The 15840-nt window shown below is 62.9% G+C and carries 11 protein-coding genes; 5 read left to right on the top strand and 6 right to left on the bottom strand.

Translation table 11 applies throughout. The features are described from left to right. Positions 1-203: 203 nt before the first annotated feature. On the bottom strand, positions 204-1151 hold the full coding sequence (locus KHO31_RS28015) for a LysR family transcriptional regulator (RefSeq protein WP_201082753.1): 948 nt from the start codon (positions 1149-1151) through the stop codon (positions 204-206). A gap of 149 nt (positions 1152-1300) precedes the next feature. Here KHO31_RS28015 and KHO31_RS28010 point away from each other — a divergent pair, with 149 nt between their 5' ends. From KHO31_RS28010 to KHO31_RS27995, 4 genes are all read left to right on the top strand, one after another. Then, positions 1301-2101 (top strand): gamma-glutamyl-gamma-aminobutyrate hydrolase family protein, encoded by an 801-nt coding sequence (locus KHO31_RS28010; protein ID WP_201082751.1) that lies wholly within the window; start codon positions 1301-1303, stop codon positions 2099-2101. 17 nt (positions 2102-2118) lie between these two features. After that, on the top strand, positions 2119-3222 hold the full coding sequence (locus KHO31_RS28005; RefSeq protein ID WP_201082749.1) for a M14 family metallopeptidase: 1104 nt from the start codon (positions 2119-2121) through the stop codon (positions 3220-3222). 42 nt (positions 3223-3264) lie between these two features. Next, entirely contained in the window at positions 3265-4602 is a 1338-nt protein-coding gene (locus KHO31_RS28000; RefSeq protein ID WP_201082748.1) for an MFS transporter, read from the top strand. A 126-nt stretch (positions 4603-4728) separates the two neighbouring features. Continuing rightward, positions 4729-5808, top strand: a complete 1080-nt coding sequence (locus KHO31_RS27995) for a porin (protein WP_201082747.1) — start codon at positions 4729-4731, stop codon at positions 5806-5808. A gap of 272 nt (positions 5809-6080) precedes the next feature. Here KHO31_RS27995 and KHO31_RS27990 read toward each other — a convergent pair whose 3' ends face one another. Beyond that, positions 6081-6851 (bottom strand): class II aldolase/adducin family protein, encoded by a 771-nt coding sequence (locus tag KHO31_RS27990; protein WP_201086022.1) that lies wholly within the window; start codon positions 6849-6851, stop codon positions 6081-6083. Positions 6852-7254: 403 nt separating this feature from the next. On the opposite strand from KHO31_RS27990, the gene KHO31_RS27985 reads away from it, so the two are divergent. Then, entirely contained in the window at positions 7255-9822 is a 2568-nt protein-coding gene (locus tag KHO31_RS27985; RefSeq protein ID WP_201108334.1) for an adenosylcobalamin-dependent ribonucleoside-diphosphate reductase, read from the top strand. Positions 9823-9888: 66 nt separating this feature from the next. Here the strand turns inward: KHO31_RS27985 and KHO31_RS27980 are convergent, their stop codons facing one another. The 4 genes from KHO31_RS27980 to KHO31_RS27965 form a co-directional block, all read right to left on the bottom strand. Beyond that, the gene (locus KHO31_RS27980) at positions 9889-10839 is read right to left on the bottom strand and encodes a dimethyl sulfoxide reductase anchor subunit family protein (protein WP_211624598.1); all 951 of its coding nucleotides are present in this window, start codon (positions 10837-10839) and stop codon (positions 9889-9891) included. Positions 10840-10850: 11 nt separating this feature from the next. Continuing rightward, entirely contained in the window at positions 10851-11597 is a 747-nt protein-coding gene (locus KHO31_RS27975) for a 4Fe-4S dicluster domain-containing protein (RefSeq protein WP_201108333.1), read from the bottom strand. 102 nt (positions 11598-11699) lie between these two features. Then, positions 11700-14621: a molybdopterin-dependent oxidoreductase gene (locus KHO31_RS27970; RefSeq protein WP_201108332.1), complete on the bottom strand. Its 2922-nt coding sequence runs from the start codon at positions 14619-14621 to the stop codon at positions 11700-11702. A gap of 203 nt (positions 14622-14824) precedes the next feature. After that, positions 14825-15820: an Ldh family oxidoreductase gene (locus tag KHO31_RS27965; protein WP_201078525.1), complete on the bottom strand. Its 996-nt coding sequence runs from the start codon at positions 15818-15820 to the stop codon at positions 14825-14827. Between the last annotated feature and the right edge of the window lie 20 nt (positions 15821-15840).

Below are 15840 nucleotides of genomic sequence, written 5' to 3'. Positions count from 1 at the left end.
GAGGTTCACCTTCTCGTCGGCGTTGTGATAGCTGCGAAGGCAGTCAAACGCGCCGCTGGGGTCGGCGTCACGCGTCGCATTGTAATGCCATCGGGTTTCCACACAACCTGGACCCTGAGCGGTCATCCACAGGTTTGCGATTCGAGCGGCAGCTTTTGCGGGAGCAACGGCCAGTGAATCCTTCGCGTGTGTGTGCATACAACTCAGACACGACGGGCTAGCGAAGTGCACGCCGCGATCCTTGCCTCCACTGCGGCGAAGCGGTGGCGAACGATCTCAAACGCCCTCAGTGCTACGGGCACGAGTGTGCGTTCGACGTGACGCACGATACCCAGCGTCATGTCCATCACCAATGGTGGGTTCACGTCGAGCGCCACCACATCGCCGCTTTCCACTTTCGCGATCATTGCGAGGTCTATAGCGGGGACCACTGCATCACTGTGTTCCAGGATCGAGTGAACGGTACCGATGTCATCCGTCGCCAAGGCGAAATGGTCAATCACTGGCACCGCCAATCCGTAGAGCTCGCCGAAGCGGCGCGTAAGCGAGGGCTCGGAATGTCCCGCTGCCAGCAGCGGATAGGGACGAATATCGTCAATCGTCACTTGCCGCTGGCCAGCGAGCGGATGGCCACGCCGGACATACCACCCGAAGGTGCAGGGATAGACCGCCTCCGCGGCTAAATCGGCATGGTCCTGGGCGACACGGATATCGCCGACGAAAAAGTCCAGTCGCTCCGCAAGCAGCGCGGCCAGCAGCCGCTCGGAGGTTTCGATCACGCTGCGCAACTGCACGCGCGGCGCATTTTGCATCAGGTCCAGCACGAGCGGGCTGAGCAGCACCGGCGCTAGCGCCGATCCCATCCCGAACGCCAGCGATCCTGCCTCGCCCGATTGCATCAGCGCCAGCAAGCGCGCGCCTTCCTTCTCGTCCAGCACCATCCGGCGTGCCCGCGGCTCGTAGGCGCGCGCATAGAGCGTCGGGCGCAGTCGGCGATCGGTTCTATCGAAGAGCGGCACTCCGAGCCCCTCTTCGAGTGCGCGAATGCTGCGCGACAAGGCCGGCTGGCTCAGGTGTACCGCTTCAGCCGCCGCGCTAAGCGAGCCATTGTCGAGCATGGCGAGGAAGTGCTGGATCTGACGGATATTCATGCGAACGCGTCAACTTGCAGAATGCGCATAATATCTCATCAATAAATGCAATTTACACAAATAATTGATTTGCCTAGACTCTGCCCGAGACTCGCGATACGGCCGGGTGCAATCAGACCCGCGCAAAACCCAGACGAAACCGATACTTCATGCCTGCCTTTCAGACCTCACCACCGCGCCGTCCAGTTGTCGGCATCATCGCCGACTCCATTGAGTTTCATGGGCATCGTGGCCATTCCGTACTTCACGGCTACGTGCGCGCTGTCAACGAGATCGCGCAGGCCATGCCAGTGATGCTTCCAGTCGCCGCCGAGGTGCTGGATGGCACTACGTTGCTCGGAGCTTTGGACGGCATCGTGCTGACCGGCAGCCCGTCCAATGTCGCCGCCGAGCGCTACGGCGCTTCTGCGCTGCCTGCTGCCACGCGACAGGACACGCATCGCGACGCCGTCGTGTTCGGACTGCTACCCGCACTGATCCGACGCGGTCTGCCCGTACTCGGCATCTGCCGCGGCTTCCAGGAACTCAACGTGATCCACAGGGGCACGCTTGAGCCCGCCGTCCACGAACAACCGGGGCGTCTGGATCATCGCGAAGGCGATCACAACCGACCGATTGAGCGCTGGTACGACAACAGTCACCCGATCCACGTTATCCCCGGCGGTGTTCTGGAGGGCCTCGCTGGCGAGCTTGTCATGCAGGTGAATTCGTTGCATCACCAGGGCGTCGACCGGCTTGGCGATGGTTTGCGTCCGGAAGCCACGGCGCCCGACGGCCTTGTCGAAGCATTTTCGATTGCCGACGTGCCTCAATTCACGCTGGCAGTCCAGTGGCATCCGGAAATGAGGATTGACGACTGTCCGTTATCGCGCGCGATTTTTGCCGCCTTCGGCAATGCATGCCGTACGCGCCAGCGCGAACGCGAACAAGCCATCCTGTCGGCCAGTTAAAGGAATCGCATCACACCATGCTCATCAACGAAACCCGTGCTCTGTTCAGCCGCGACTATGCTGAAGCGCGTGAAAAGTTCTGTCGCACTGCCGCCCTGCGCGGGCTGGCAATCGACTCATACGTTTTGCCCCTTGGCGGCGCCTCTGGAGAAACACTCGCAACGGATGTCGTGTTCGATGGTCCGCGTGACGCCGCTCGCCTGGTCATCCTGATCAGTGGTGTGCATGGGGTCGAAGGATATTGCGGATCCGCGATTCAGACCGGCGTGCTGGGTCTGGGTCCGGTCACCGCACCCGATACCGCCGTACTGCATATCCACGCGGTCAATCCTTACGGTTTCTCGAACTCGCGCCGCGCGACGCACGAGAATATCGACCTGAACCGCAACTTCGTCGACTTCTCCGTACCGTTGCCGGTTAATGACCGGTACGCCGAAATCCACGACCTGCTGCTTCCTCCCGAGTGGCCGCCGACCGACGAAAACGAATCGACGCTCGATGTCCTGCGCCGGCAGTGGGGCCTGCGTGGCTATCAACGAGCGGTCGGACTTGGGCAGTACGCATTTGAGGATGGCATTCACTACGGTGGTCGTGAGCCAGCCTGGAGTAACCTCACGTTCCGCCAGATCCTGCGCAAATATGCTCAGCAGTGCAGGCGGATCGGCTCGATCGATGTGCATACCGGCCTTGGCCCGTATGGCTACGGTGAACGGATCTTCGCGTGTCCCGACGAGACTCAGACGCTCGCGCGCGCCAGGCGGTGGTGGGGCGACTGTGTCACGTCGGTCAATCTCGGTACGTCGACCAGCATCCCGATGACTGGGCCGATCCAGTACGGTCAGTTCGAGGAATGCCGGCAGTCCGAGCAAACAAATGTCTGCCTGGAGTTCGGCACGCACCCGCTTTCAGTCGTGCTGCCCGCCATGCGCGCCGAGCACTGGCTGCACCGCCACGGCAGCGCGGACACCCGCCAGGCAGCGACGATTCGCCAGGCGTTCAAGGATGCGTTCTACCCGCAGGCCGACGACTGGCAGTCCGCCATTTGGGAACAGGGCCGCGACGTTTTTCTGCAGACCGTGCACGGCTTGCAGGACGACACTGCCCAGGCCCAGACCGTTTGAGCGGCTAAGACAGAGCAGCAGACCAATAAACACGGAGACACTATGCGCACTACCATCATCGACGCCCCCAATGAGGGGCCAGCCGCCTGTGACGCAGGAGGGACCACCCTAGGCCGGGCGGCCCGCACGGCTATCAGTCGCAAAGCCGTGGCAGCCGCCGTGGCCGGCAACGCGCTCGAATTCTACGACTTTGTCATCTATGCCTACTTTGCGGTCTACATCGGGCACGCTTTCTTCCCCGTTGGCGGCGAGTTCGGAAGCCTGCTGCTGTCGGCTGCGACGTTCGGCGTGGGGTTTTTCACCCGCCCGCTTGGCGCGGTACTGATCGGCGCTTTTGCGGACCGTGCCGGCCGCAAGCCCGCCATGATCCTGACGGTTGTTCTGATCACGGTCGGTACGCTGGGCATGGCCGTGACACCGGCCTATGCCAGCATCGGCATCGCTGCTCCGATCATCGTAGTGGCCTGCCGGCTAGTACAAGGGCTGGCGCTAGGTGGTGAAGTCGGCCCGGCAACGGCTCTCCTGATCGAAGCCGCGCCGCCGAACCGGCGCGCGCTCTATGCGAGCTGGCAACTGGCGAGCCAGGGCATCGCCGTAGCCGTGGGCGGAATGCTTGGCGTCGCAGTATCGATGTCACTGAGCGCCGGCCAGTTGGCTGCGTGGGGCTGGCGCATTCCGTTCGTGGTGAGCCTTGCACTCGTGCCGGTTGCCGTCTATATCCGCCGCAGTCTGCCTGAGACCTTTGAGGGCGGCGACGGGCGGACCACGTCCGAAGTCGTTGGCGGTGTCGTTCGAAACCACCGGCGCTATCTCGTGTTGGGGGTGTTGATCATGTTGTCGGGCGCGGTTTCGTCCCAGATTGGCAACTACATGACCACCTATGCGATCCATACGCTGAAACTGCCTCCGACGATCGCCCAGACAGCCCCCCTGGTCGGAGGCGTGTTGACATTCGTTTTTGCGTTGCTTGGCGGCTGGCTGTCCGACATGCGCGGTCGCAAGCTCGTGCTGGTTGTGCCGTGCGTGCTGCTGATGCTGTTGAGCGTGCCGACGTTCATGTGGCTGGATGCTGCGCCTGGCATAGGCCGTTTCTTGATGGCGATCACCGTCCTGGCCGGACTGACTGCGATGAGCGCCACGGCTGCAATAGTGGTTATACCGGAACTGCTGCCTGCCGCCTTCCGCAGCACTGGGGTATCCCTCGTCTATGCGATCGGCACCACGCTGTTCGGCGGCACCACCCAGTTTGTCGTCACCGCACTCATCGCCTGGACTGGAAGCCCGATGGCCCCGGCGTGGTATCTGGCTGCGGCCTGCATGCTTAGCCTCGCCGCTATGGCGATGGTTCCCGAAACACGCGACGTAGACGTATCGAAATAGGTCCGGCCTCGGGCGCCGGGCTGCGTGCGCCGCTGAATTCCAAATCTGCGCTCCCTGCATGCCGCGTATGCACCCGGCAGGGATGCGCACGTACAAAAATATTGACCATCAACCCACGGAGAAGACATGAAACGAAGGACCATCGCCGGCCTCTTGCTGGCCAGCCTGACTACCGCCGCACACGCGCAGTCGAGTGTGACTCTGTTCGGCAGCCTCGACGCCGGCGTCACATATGTGACGAACGTGCACGGAAATTCGTCTGTCGCCATGGCCGACGGCATCAACAAGAACAACTCCCTGGGCTTTTCGGGCACTGAGGACCTTGGCGGCGGAATGCATGCCATCTTCAAGCTCGAAAACGGCTACTCGGTGGACACTGGCATGGCGGGGCAAGGAGGACTGCTGTTCGGCAAGCAGGCCTATGTCGGACTCGGCGACGCGACCATCGGGGATTTGACGCTCGGGCGCCAGTACGACTTCGGCATCACCATGCTCCGTTTCCTCCCGTGTCTGTCCTGTGGCATTTACAGCGTCGAGAATGCCGACCTCGACCGTGTTTCGGGTGAGCGCCTGAATAACACCGTTCAATTCATGACACGCAGCTTCGGTGGCCTGTCTGCGGGCATGCAGTACAGCTTCGCCTCGAATACCGGTAACACCACGACCAATGCCGGCCGGGCGCTCAGTGTCACCGTGCAATATGCCAGAGGGGGCTTTTCCGCTGGCGCCTACTACACCGACATCAACGGCGCGCCCGTCTATATCGGCCTGACGGGCGCACCAGAGATGTTCGGGCGGCCGATCGTGCCTTCTACCGCTTTACTCGTTGATAACCAGCGTATCCTCGGCGGCGGTGCAGCGTACGCTTTTGGCTCGTGGCGCGCGTCGGCGGTCTATACCAATACCCGTCTCAAGCTAGGGACCAAGACTGCGCAGGACCAGGTACTCCACGTCGGTGGTGAATACCGTCCATTGCCGGACCTCGTGCTTGCTACAAAGCTTAGCTATGACAAGCTCGACGCGTCGCATTGGCTGACGTTGTCTGGCGGCGTTGACTACTACTTGTCCAAGAGCACAGACATTTACCTTGATCTTCACGGGCAGCGCGCCTATGGTGCCGGCACTGTGGCGTCGATCGCGCTGGTGGGCACGTCGTCGTCCAACGAGCAGTTCGTGTCACGGGTCGGTATCAAGCACCTGTTCTGATAGCTCGTAGGGGGCGGTGCACCCTCTGTCAACGACGCGACGTCGACGAATGGCAGTTGACGGCGCGAAGCGGTCTCACGAATGTCCAAACGATGGTCGCAATGAGTGTCTCTTCCTGGCCGACTACCGCCCCATGCAACCGGCCAAATCCACCCTGAGCAGTCCTCGAGACCATCACACGAGGGCCTGCCTAGCGCTCATCGGAACGCCCCGGAAGTCACCCGATCCCACCACGTAAGCTTGCGATGCAGCCCACCAAGCCACCGCCGCGGTCACTGCACCAGGTCGGCGTCGCTCAGGATGATGTCGTCCCATAGCGTCTGAAACGACAGCCAACCGAACTGCGGCGATCCCAACACCGAAGCTAGCCATCTCGCTTCATCGGGTGCCCACATTGAAGGCTGGCCGCAAGCCTGGGCGATCAGTTGCGCTTCGCAGCAGCGGTTCATCAACACGAACCACCACGCCGCCTCGTCCACGGTCTGTCCGGTCGTGAAGATGCCGTGGCCCCCGTGGATGGCCACCCGCTTGTCGCCGAAGCTTGCGGCAAAGCGTGCTGCCGAGACCGGGTCGCGCACAACACGAGGCTCGAGGATGAGTGCCTGCTGCTCGAAGAAGACGCATGCGTCCTGTGTGATCGGATCGAGCAGCCGCTCGAACGCGGCCCACGTCGATGCATGCAGAGCGTGCGCGTGGCACACCGCCATGACCTCGGGCCGCGCCTGATGGACGGCAGTGTGCAGGAGCAGCCCGACCGGGTTCACCATGCCGCTGCCCTGTACGACCTCACCTCGGTGATTAACCTGCACCAGCTGTGAGACGCGGACCTGATGCATGGGGACGCCGACCGGGTTGACCCAGAAATGGTCCGGCAGTTCGGGATCGCGCACGGTGATGTGGCCGAGCAGGCCTTCAGAGTAGCCGCGCCGGCCGAAGATGCGGCAGGTTGCCGCCAGCCGCTGTAGTGCGTGTGCCCGCTCGGCATCTTTGGTCTCGAACACCGGCTGCGAGCGGCTTGCAAAGCTCTGGACACCAATCTCCATATCTCTGCCCTCCCTCAGAACACGTTGCCGCACAAGGTCTCGCCAAACCGGAGTATGGCCTGACGCTGCAGATCGGTCTATCCCGGCTCAACGGATACGCAGAAAGCTGCTGATCGCGACCGTCAGGAACTGGCCTGGACGCTCGACGTCGGAAGCAAGCGGTACCGTTCGGCGAGCTCGAACAAGCGGCAAAGGACACATTGATCTACACCTTTGCAGTCCGACAAGAGCAACTCTACCGCCTCCGGCGAAAATCCCTCCCCTAATTGCGGCCCTTCGCCACGTGCGCTAAGGTGGGCCTCATTGCGCCAACTCACCCCGCTCGCCCCACGTGCAGCGGTATAGTGACCCGCAATTCCACCCACCGCGCCGCGCCTCCCGCGACGCCGTTAGAGGCCACGCCATGGCAGAAGACACCCACGAAACACGCGCCGTAGCGGTTCCCCCCACTCCCGCCCAGCTAGTTGCACCGCAACAATTCTCTCTGGACGTCCTGCTCGAGAAATACGCGAAAGGCGACGAGCAATCGGCCGACGACGTGTTCAAACGCGTCGCCCGCGGCGTCGCTCAGGCCGAGCCAGAAGCGCTGCGTGAATCGGTGGAAGCGCTGTTTGTCGATAATCTGCGGCATGGCGCGCTCGGCGCCGGGCGCATCATGAGCGCGGCAGGCACGGGCATCGCCGCCACGCTCATCAATTGCTTCGTGCAGCCGGTCGGCGACGCGATTCAGGGCGTCGACGAACAAGGCCTGCCCGGCATCTACGTGGCGCTGCTGCAAGCCGCCGAAACGATGCGCCGCGGCGGTGGCGTCGGCTACAACTTCTCCGCGATCCGGCCCAAGGGTGCCCGCGTTCATACCACCAGTTCGTCGGCGTCCGGACCGTGCAGTTATATGGACGTATTCGACGCCTCGTGCCGGACCGTGGAAAGCGCCGGCTCGCGGCGCGGCGCGCAAATGGCGGTGCTCGACTGCAATCACCCCGATCTGATCGAGTTCATCGAGGCGAAACATTCGAAAGGCCGCTGGAACAACTTCAATGTGTCGGTAGGCGTCACCGACGAATTCATGCGCGCCGTCGAAGAAGATCAGCCCTGGCAGCTCGTGCACCACGCCGAACCGTCTCCGGCATTGCGCGCGGCTGGCGATGTGCGGCAACGCGAAGATGGTCTGTGGGTCTATAGCGAACGGCCCGCCCGCGAGATCTGGGACCGCATCATGCGCTCCACGTACGACGTCGCCGAACCCGGCATCGTGTTCATCTCGCGCATGAACGAAGACAACAATCTACGCGCCGTCGAAACCATCCGCGCCACCAACCCGTGCGGCGAACAACCGCTGCCCGCCTACGGCTGCTGCAATCTCGGACCGTTGAACCTCACGCGTTTCGTGGTCGATCCGTTCGCGCAACTGAAAGGCCGCAAGCCTTCGTTCGACTGGGACGGTCTCGCCAAACGCACCCGCACTCAGGTGCGTTTTCTCGACGACGTACTCGACGTCACACTATGGCCGCTGCAGCAGCAATATGACGAGTCGCGCGCCAAGCGGCGCATCGGCGTCGGCTTCACCGGCCTTGGCGACACGCTGGTCATGCTCGGCCTGCGCTACAACTCGCAGGAGGGCCGCGACTTCGCGGTGCGTATTGCCCGGCTGATGCGCGACGAAGCCTATCGGGCGTCGGTGGAACTGGCACGCGAGCGCGGCGCGTTCGAGTTGTTCGACGCGGGGCGCTATCTGGAAGCCGGCACCTTCGCCTCGCGCCTGCCCGACGACATCAAGGATGAGATACGCCGCGACGGCATCCGCAACAGTCATTTGCTGTCGATCGCGCCGACCGGCACGGTCAGCCTCGCGTTCGCCGACAACGCGTCGAATGGCATCGAGCCGGCCTTCTCGTGGACCTACACGCGCATGAAGGTGATGGCCGACGGCGGCCGCGAATCGTTCGATGTCGAAGACTACGCGTATCGCCTGTATCGCGAGCTCGGCGGCGATGTGAACAACCTGCCCGACTACTTCGTCAGCGCACTCGAAATGTCGGCACGCGACCACCTCGACATGATGGCCGCCGTGCAGCCGTACGTGGACACGTCGATCTCGAAGACGGTGAACGTGCCGGCGGACTATCCGTTCGAAGCATTCGAAAGCCTCTACTTCGACGCGTGGAAAAACGGTCTCAAGGGCCTCGCTACGTATCGTCCGAACGAAACGCTCGGTGCCGTGCTGAGCGTGAGCCCGCCGCAAGCGGACGACACGCTGGCCGAGACCGATCAGGATCCGCTGCGGATCGCGATCGATCATCGGCCCAAGGGCGAGCTGCCGGCGATCATCGAAAAAGTCGAATACCTGACGCAAGCCGGTAAGAAGTCGCTTTACGTGGCGGTGTCGTTCATCGAAGTGACGGGACGCCTGGGCGGTGAAGACGTCACGATCGAGCGCCCCATCGAGTTCTTCATTCCGACCGGTCAGCGCGACGAATCACAGCAATGGATCACGGCGACGATGCGTTCGTTGTCGCTTGCGGCACGCGGCGGCTTTGTCGCGCGGAACTTGCAGGATATGCGCAAGGTGTCGTGGGATCGCGGCCAGGTTCGGCTCGGCGAGGTGCAGCGTCTCGACGGCCATCGCACGCCGCGCTGGCACGATTCCGAAGTGGCGGCGCTCGCTTTTGCGATCCAGCAGATTCTGCATCGGCGCGGTTTTCTCGACGCCGAAGGTAACCAGGTGCCGTCGCGCATGCTGGCACGTTTACCGCGCGGGCAGATGAAGGCCGAGACGGCGTTACCGGCGGATTTCGGCATCCGTCCGCATCCTGGTGACGCTGAAGAAACAGCATTGACGCAACCCGGCGGCGCGCAAGGGCTGCACACCATGCTCGGACGCAAATGCGGCTCTTGCGGTGCGAATGCGGTGATTCGCAAGGATGGGTGCGATTTTTGTACCGCGTGTGGCGAGGTTGGCGCGTGCGGTTGAGCGACAGTTAACCAACCGCAACGCAGACGCGGCCGCCAACATCTGACGGCCGCGCCAACGCACACATCAGCCGACTCGGGCGTAATACAGATTCTGCGGATGCTTTGCTTCTGCAAAGAAGAACCAGCGTTCCGCCACGAGGCCGGCGTATTGCACGAGACAGGCCGCGGCCAGCAAGCCGAGCGAAACGCCGATCGGGTGCAAGCCCGCGCCTAGCGCCATCAGTAACACAGGCAAGGCAAACGCGGCCACGAGGAAAGCCCATTTGATTCCACGCAATGTCCCCGCCGACTTGCCGTGGAAGAACTCACGCAGATTGAAGGCCCCAGCGGTAAAGCCGCGCGAGACCTGCACGAGTTTCGGGTTGTTGATGCCGGTCGCACTCTGCACCGTCGACTTCGGCCGCAACCTGGCATTACGCACGAGCGATGCCGAACGGCTCGCGCAACCGGCGAGCGTGAGCACACAGGCGCAGAGCGCCAGCCCCGCCGTCAGCGCGGGCGCGAACCAGGCGGTCAGCGCCGTAGCCAGCGTGAACCCGGAGGCGCAGCCGAGCAGCGCAAAATTGACCAGCGTGAGCGGCGTAGCCCATTCCTGCAGAAAGCGCAGGCACGCGTAGATCATCGCCGTGCAGACGAATAGCACAGCGCTCGCCAGCACGCCGAGTGCGCCTATCGCGAGCGACCACGGCGAGCCGAACCAGTGCGCAACACCATAGAAAAAAGCACAAGCGAGAAACGCCGGCAGGCAGAGACATTCGCGCGACAACCAGGAGGTTCGCCACATCGCGATCGCGCGCCACGCGCGCTCCGGATGCCCGAGATGGAAGAACGACGCGATCAGTCCCAGGCCGCCCAACACGACTGACAGCGCCGCGCCGGTGACATAGAACGCATCGGTCGGCGCTCCAATCAGCCCCAGATGCGCGGCCGCTTCCACCCCAACGAGCGCGATCAGCAACCCCTGCGCCGCGCCGCTTAAGGTAGTGAGAAAAACCACGGAGAAAGCAGGATTCATCGTGAGGTCCTTTATATGCGTGTCGCCATCGACGCCAGATGCAGTTCTCCGCGCTCGAGTCGCTCGTCGAACGATGCCGGCGAATCCACCGCCGACCCGGTCGATTTGCACGAGCAGCCTTCGCTTCCGCAGCCCGAGGCCGACGTGGTGATGCGCGGCAAATAGTGATTCGCCGGTTTCGTGTTCCATTCAGGCATCAACTGATAGCCGCCGCGCTCCTCGATCGCTTTGGACACCACCGATTCCGGGTCGTGAATATCGCCGAACAGCCGCGCGGAGGTCGGACACGCGAGCACACATGCTGGTTGCCGGTCGCGCTCGGAGAGGTTTTCATCATGAATACGATCGACGCACAACGTGCACTTGGTCATCTCCTTGCGCGCTTCGTCGAGTTCGCGCGCGCCATAGGGGCAGGCCCACGCGCAATACTTGCAGCCGATGCACTTGTCGAAGTCGACCAGTACGAGGCCGTCCTCCTTGCGCTTGTAGCTGGCGCCAGTCGGGCACACCGGCACGCACGGCGGGTCTTCGCAATGCAGGCACGACTTCGGAAAATGGATCGTCTCGGCGTTCGGAAAACTGCCGGCCTCGAAGCTCTGCACGCGGTTGAAGAATGTGCCGGACGGATCGGCATCGTAGGGATTCAGGTCGGCGAGACTGCCCGATTCGCCCGACGTGTTCCACTCCTTGCAACTGGTCACGCAAGCCTGGCATCCCACGCATACGTTCAGGTCAATCACCAATGCCATCTGAGTCATCAAAGGCTCCTTGCTGCTTTGTTGCGTTACTCGCGCTTCGTTTCTTGCTTCATTACCCGCTTCTTAGCGCTTTAGTCGTGCTTTGCTCGCATGTACGTCGCGTCACTTGCGCCCTGTCGCTCCACGCAGCCGCGCCGCGAACTCGCCGCGCCCCGCGAAGTAGGTCTGCACGATCCGCGAGATCACGCCGTTCGAGCCAGGCAGCGCCTGCATCGCGTCGAACTGGGGCAACGTGTGCCGCGCGTCCGCTTCCGCCGGATAGATGCGCACCCGTACGTCGTACCACGCGGCCTGCCCGGTGATCGGGTCGGAGTTCGAGACGCGCCCAGCCGCGTCATCCGCGGCGGGCAGTTCGTCGGTGATCAGATGGTTGAGCAGAAAGCCGCGCTGCGATTCGCTCGCGCCCGCGCCGAGGTTCCATGCACCCGCGGCCTTGCCGATCGCGTTCCACGTCCATACCGTCCCCGGCTCGACCGTCTCGCTGAAGCGCGCCATGCAGCGCACGCGACCCCATTGCGATTCGGCATAGATCCAACTGCCGTCGGCAATGCCGTTCTCGGCCGCCATCAGCGGATTCATGTAGAGATAGTTCTCGCCATGAATCTGCCGCAGCCACGCGTTCTGCGAGTCCCATGAGTGATACATCGCCATCGGCCGTTGCGTCACGGCGGCGAGTGGAAAGCGCGCGAGATCGGTGGAATGGCTCTCCAGCGGCGCATAAAAGAACGGCAGTGGATCGAAGTACTTCTCGACGCGCGCGCGCAAGTGGTCCGGCGGCTGCCTGCCGCTCGTGCGGCCCTGCGCGGCGAGCCTGAACTTCTGCATGACGTCGGAGTAAAGCTGGATCAGGATCGGCTCGCTGAATTTGCGGAAGCCGTTTTTCACGGCCCAGTCGAGATACGGCCCGTTGCAATTACGCATGTATTGGAAGGTCTCGGGCAACCGGTAATGGAACACGCAATTGTTCTTCGCGTACTGCTCCCATTGCTGCGGATTCGGCTCACCTACCAGCGCCTTGTCGCCGTCCTTGCCGCGCCAGCCGATCAGAAAGCCGACGCCGGAATCGGGCGAGGTCGTGAAATTGACGATGAAGTCGGGATAGTCGCGAAAGCGCCGTGTGCCTTCGGCAGTGGTGAAAGCGGGAAACTTAAGCCGCGAAGCGAGTTCGATCAGCACTTCCTGAAAGGGCTTGCACTCGCCCGTCGGCGGCACGACCGGCACGCGCACGGAATCCACCGGACCGTCGAATTCGGAGATCGGCCGGTCGAGCATCGACATCGCGTCGTGCCGCTCGAGATAGGTCGTGTCCGGCAGGATCAGATCGGCGAACGCCGTCATCTCCGACTGGAACGCATCGCATACAACGAGAAACGGAATTTTGTACTCGCCATTCGCATGCTTGTCGGCGAGCATCTCACGCACCTTCATCGTATTCATCGACGAATTCCACGCCATGTTGGCCATGAAAATCATCAACGTATCGATGGGATACGGATCGCCGCGCCACGCGTTGGTGATGACGCTATGCATCACGCCATGCACCGCAAGCGGATATTCCCAGGAGAACGCCTTGTCGATCCGTACCGGGCCACCCTGCTCGTCGATGAACAGGTCTTCGGGTGCGGCGGGCCAGCCGAGCGGCCCGGTTGCGAGCGGCGTATTCGGCTTGACGGCATCGGGACTGTTCGGCGGTTTGGCCGACGGCGGCACCGCGCGCGGATACGGCGACTTATGGCGAAAGCCGCCGGGGCGGTCAATCGTGCCAAGCAGCGACATCAGCACCGCAAGCGCACGGATCGACTGGAAGCCGTTGGAATGCGCGGCCAGTCCGCGCATCGCATGAAAGGCCACCGGATTGCCGGTCACCGTTTCGTGCGTTTGGCCCCAGGCGTCGGTCCATGGAATCGGCAGCGTGATCCGGTGGTTGCGGCTGGTCTGGATCATTTCGTCAGCGAGGCGGCGAATCGTATCCGCCGCAATCCCGGTGATCTCAGCGGCCCACTCGGGCGTGCAATCAGCCACGCGTTCGCGCAACAACGCGAACGACGGCGTGACCGGCGTGCCGTCAGCGAGCGTATAGCGGCCGTCCAGCGCGGGCGTCACGCCCGGTGCATGATGCGGCACGGCGCGCGCAGCCTCGGCGTCCCACCAGAGATGATTCTGCGGAAACAGCGGATTGCCGACCGGCCGGTCCGGATCACGCACGAACAGACCGAAGTTTTCGCTGGCTTCGTCGAGATCGACGAGTTCGGCCGCATTCGTATAGCGTTGCACGAACTCGTGGTCCCAGGCATCGGCCGCGATCAGTTCGTGCAGGAACGCCATGAACAGCGCACCGTCGGTACCCGGCTTGATCGGCACCCACTCGTCGGCAATCGCCGCATAGCCGGTGCGAATCGGATTGATGGCGATGAAGCGGCCACCCGCGCGCTTGAACTTCGAAAGGGCGATCTTGAGCGGATTCGAGTGATGATCTTCCGCCGTGCCGATCATGAAGAACAGTTTGGCGCTGTCGAGATCCGGGCCGCCGAATTCCCAGAACGAGCCGCCGATCGTATAGATCATGCCGGCCGCCATATTGGCCGAGCAGAAGCCACCATGGGCCGCGTAATTAGGCGTGCCGAACTGTTTGGCGAAGAGGCCGGTGAGCGCCTGCATCTGGTCGCGGCCGGTGAACAGCGCGAATTTCTTTGGATCAGTGGCGCGAATCCTGGCGAGACGCTTTTCGAGCACGTCGAAAGCAACCTCCCACGACACGGGCTCAAACTGCGCGCTGCCCCTCTCCGCGCCCGCCTTGCGCATCAATGGCTGAGTCAGACGCGCGGGCGAATACTGCTTCATGATGCCCGAGGCACCCTTGGCGCAGATCACCCCCTGATTGAGCGGATGGTCGGGATTGCCGTCGATGTAGCGTACCTCGCCTTCGCGCAAATGCACGCGGATCCCGCAGCGACAGGCGCACATGTAGCAGGTGGTCGTCTTGACCTCCAGCCGTTCGTTCTGCGTGCGGGCGTGGTGTTCCATGCTGGATCTCCGTCGCTGCTCCGGCTGTGTCGAAGCGGTGTGGGTTCGATATCGACCATCCTATTCGCCGAAGGCCCACAAGGGAAATCGCGATTTGCGAGAGAAACTATCCGCTGCGCTGATAGTTTCAATTAGCCTTCAGTGATGGTCTTTCAGAATCGCCCTTTTGTATGAGCATTTGGCAAACGCTTTCAACAGCCCAGTCAGCTTTCCTTCAATTGGGCAATCAGCCCGTCCGGAATCTCCACGCCCTCTTTTTGCGCCGTATCCGCAAGACGCTCTCTTCTGTGGCCGGGAAGCCGGACGTCGTCGTCCGCCAGCATCATCTCGATCAACGCTTCGACGCGAGAAAGATAGGTTTCGTCACCCGCCAGCGCGCCCGGGTCAATGGCCCAGAACAGATGGCCGATGCGCGAACGCTCACCCTCTTCGGTCAGGAACGAACCTGCTTCGTAGCCGAAGTTCGCGCCGGTCAGCGCGGCTGCCAGCAACTCGACGATCAGCGCAAGCATCGCCCCCTTCGCCCCACCGAACGGCAGCATCATGCCGTCGAGGGCGGCACGGGCGTCGGTGGTCGGCTGGCCGTCGCGCGTGGTCGCCCAACCTTCGGGAATCGGTTTGCCGTCACGCGCGGCGATCGCGATCTTGCCGCGCGCGATCTGCGAGAGCGCAAGGTCGATCACAAGCGGCTCACCATTGCGTCGCGGGAACACGGCGGCAATCGGGTTGGTGCCGAACAGCGCACGACGGCCGCCCCACGCGGGCATCGCCGCGGGCGAATTGCTGAAGGCAAGCGCAACCATGCCCGCCGCGCCGAGCGCTGCCAGATGCGCTGCGCCCACGCCGAAATGATGGCTGCGCTTCACGCCCGCCACTGCGCTGCCGAATTGCCGTGCGCGCCCGGTCAAGGTCGACACCGCGAGATCGCAGGCGGGATAAGCCAGCCCGTCAGCGCCATCTATCAATACGGCCGCGCCACGATCCGCCACGACCACGGGCTGCGCGGCGGGATCGACACGGCCGTTGCGCAACTGCGCGCAATACATCGGCAGCCGCGATACGCCGTGCGACGACAATCCGCGCAGGTCAGCGTAGACGAGCGCGCGTGCGGTCGATTCGGCGGTGGCCTGCAGCGCGCCTGCGCGGCGCAGCGAGTCAATGGCAAGCGCGGTGAGCGCATCGGGTAACAGTCGGGCCATCGAATAGTCCTTGCGTGTGG

It is taken from the genome of Paraburkholderia domus, assembly GCF_905220705.1.
In the GTDB taxonomy this organism is placed as follows: domain Bacteria; phylum Pseudomonadota; class Gammaproteobacteria; order Burkholderiales; family Burkholderiaceae; genus Paraburkholderia; species Paraburkholderia domus.
This window is presented reverse-complemented; position numbering and strand designations above follow the sequence as displayed.

Excerpts from the sequence above, each read along its gene's own strand:
- KHO31_RS28005 (WP_201082749.1), top strand. The coding sequence starts at position 2,119 with ATGCTCATCAACGAAACCCGTGCTCTGTTCAGCCGCGACTATGCTGAA.
- KHO31_RS27970 (WP_201108332.1), bottom strand. The coding sequence starts at position 14,621 with ATGGAACACCACGCCCGCACGCAGAACGAACGGCTGGAGGTCAAGACG.
- KHO31_RS27995 (WP_201082747.1), top strand. The coding sequence starts at position 4,729 with ATGAAACGAAGGACCATCGCCGGCCTCTTGCTGGCCAGCCTGACTACC.
- KHO31_RS28015 (WP_201082753.1), bottom strand. The coding sequence starts at position 1,151 with ATGAATATCCGTCAGATCCAGCACTTCCTCGCCATGCTCGACAATGGC.
- KHO31_RS27975 (WP_201108333.1), bottom strand. The coding sequence starts at position 11,597 with ATGACTCAGATGGCATTGGTGATTGACCTGAACGTATGCGTGGGATGC.
- KHO31_RS27990 (WP_201086022.1), bottom strand. The coding sequence starts at position 6,851 with ATGGAGATTGGTGTCCAGAGCTTTGCAAGCCGCTCGCAGCCGGTGTTC.
- KHO31_RS27985 (WP_201108334.1), top strand. The coding sequence starts at position 7,255 with ATGGCAGAAGACACCCACGAAACACGCGCCGTAGCGGTTCCCCCCACT.
- KHO31_RS27980 (WP_211624598.1), bottom strand. The coding sequence starts at position 10,839 with ATGAATCCTGCTTTCTCCGTGGTTTTTCTCACTACCTTAAGCGGCGCG.
- KHO31_RS27965 (WP_201078525.1), bottom strand. The coding sequence starts at position 15,820 with ATGGCCCGACTGTTACCCGATGCGCTCACCGCGCTTGCCATTGACTCG.
- KHO31_RS28010 (WP_201082751.1), top strand. The coding sequence starts at position 1,301 with ATGCCTGCCTTTCAGACCTCACCACCGCGCCGTCCAGTTGTCGGCATC.
- KHO31_RS28000 (WP_201082748.1), top strand. The coding sequence starts at position 3,265 with ATGCGCACTACCATCATCGACGCCCCCAATGAGGGGCCAGCCGCCTGT.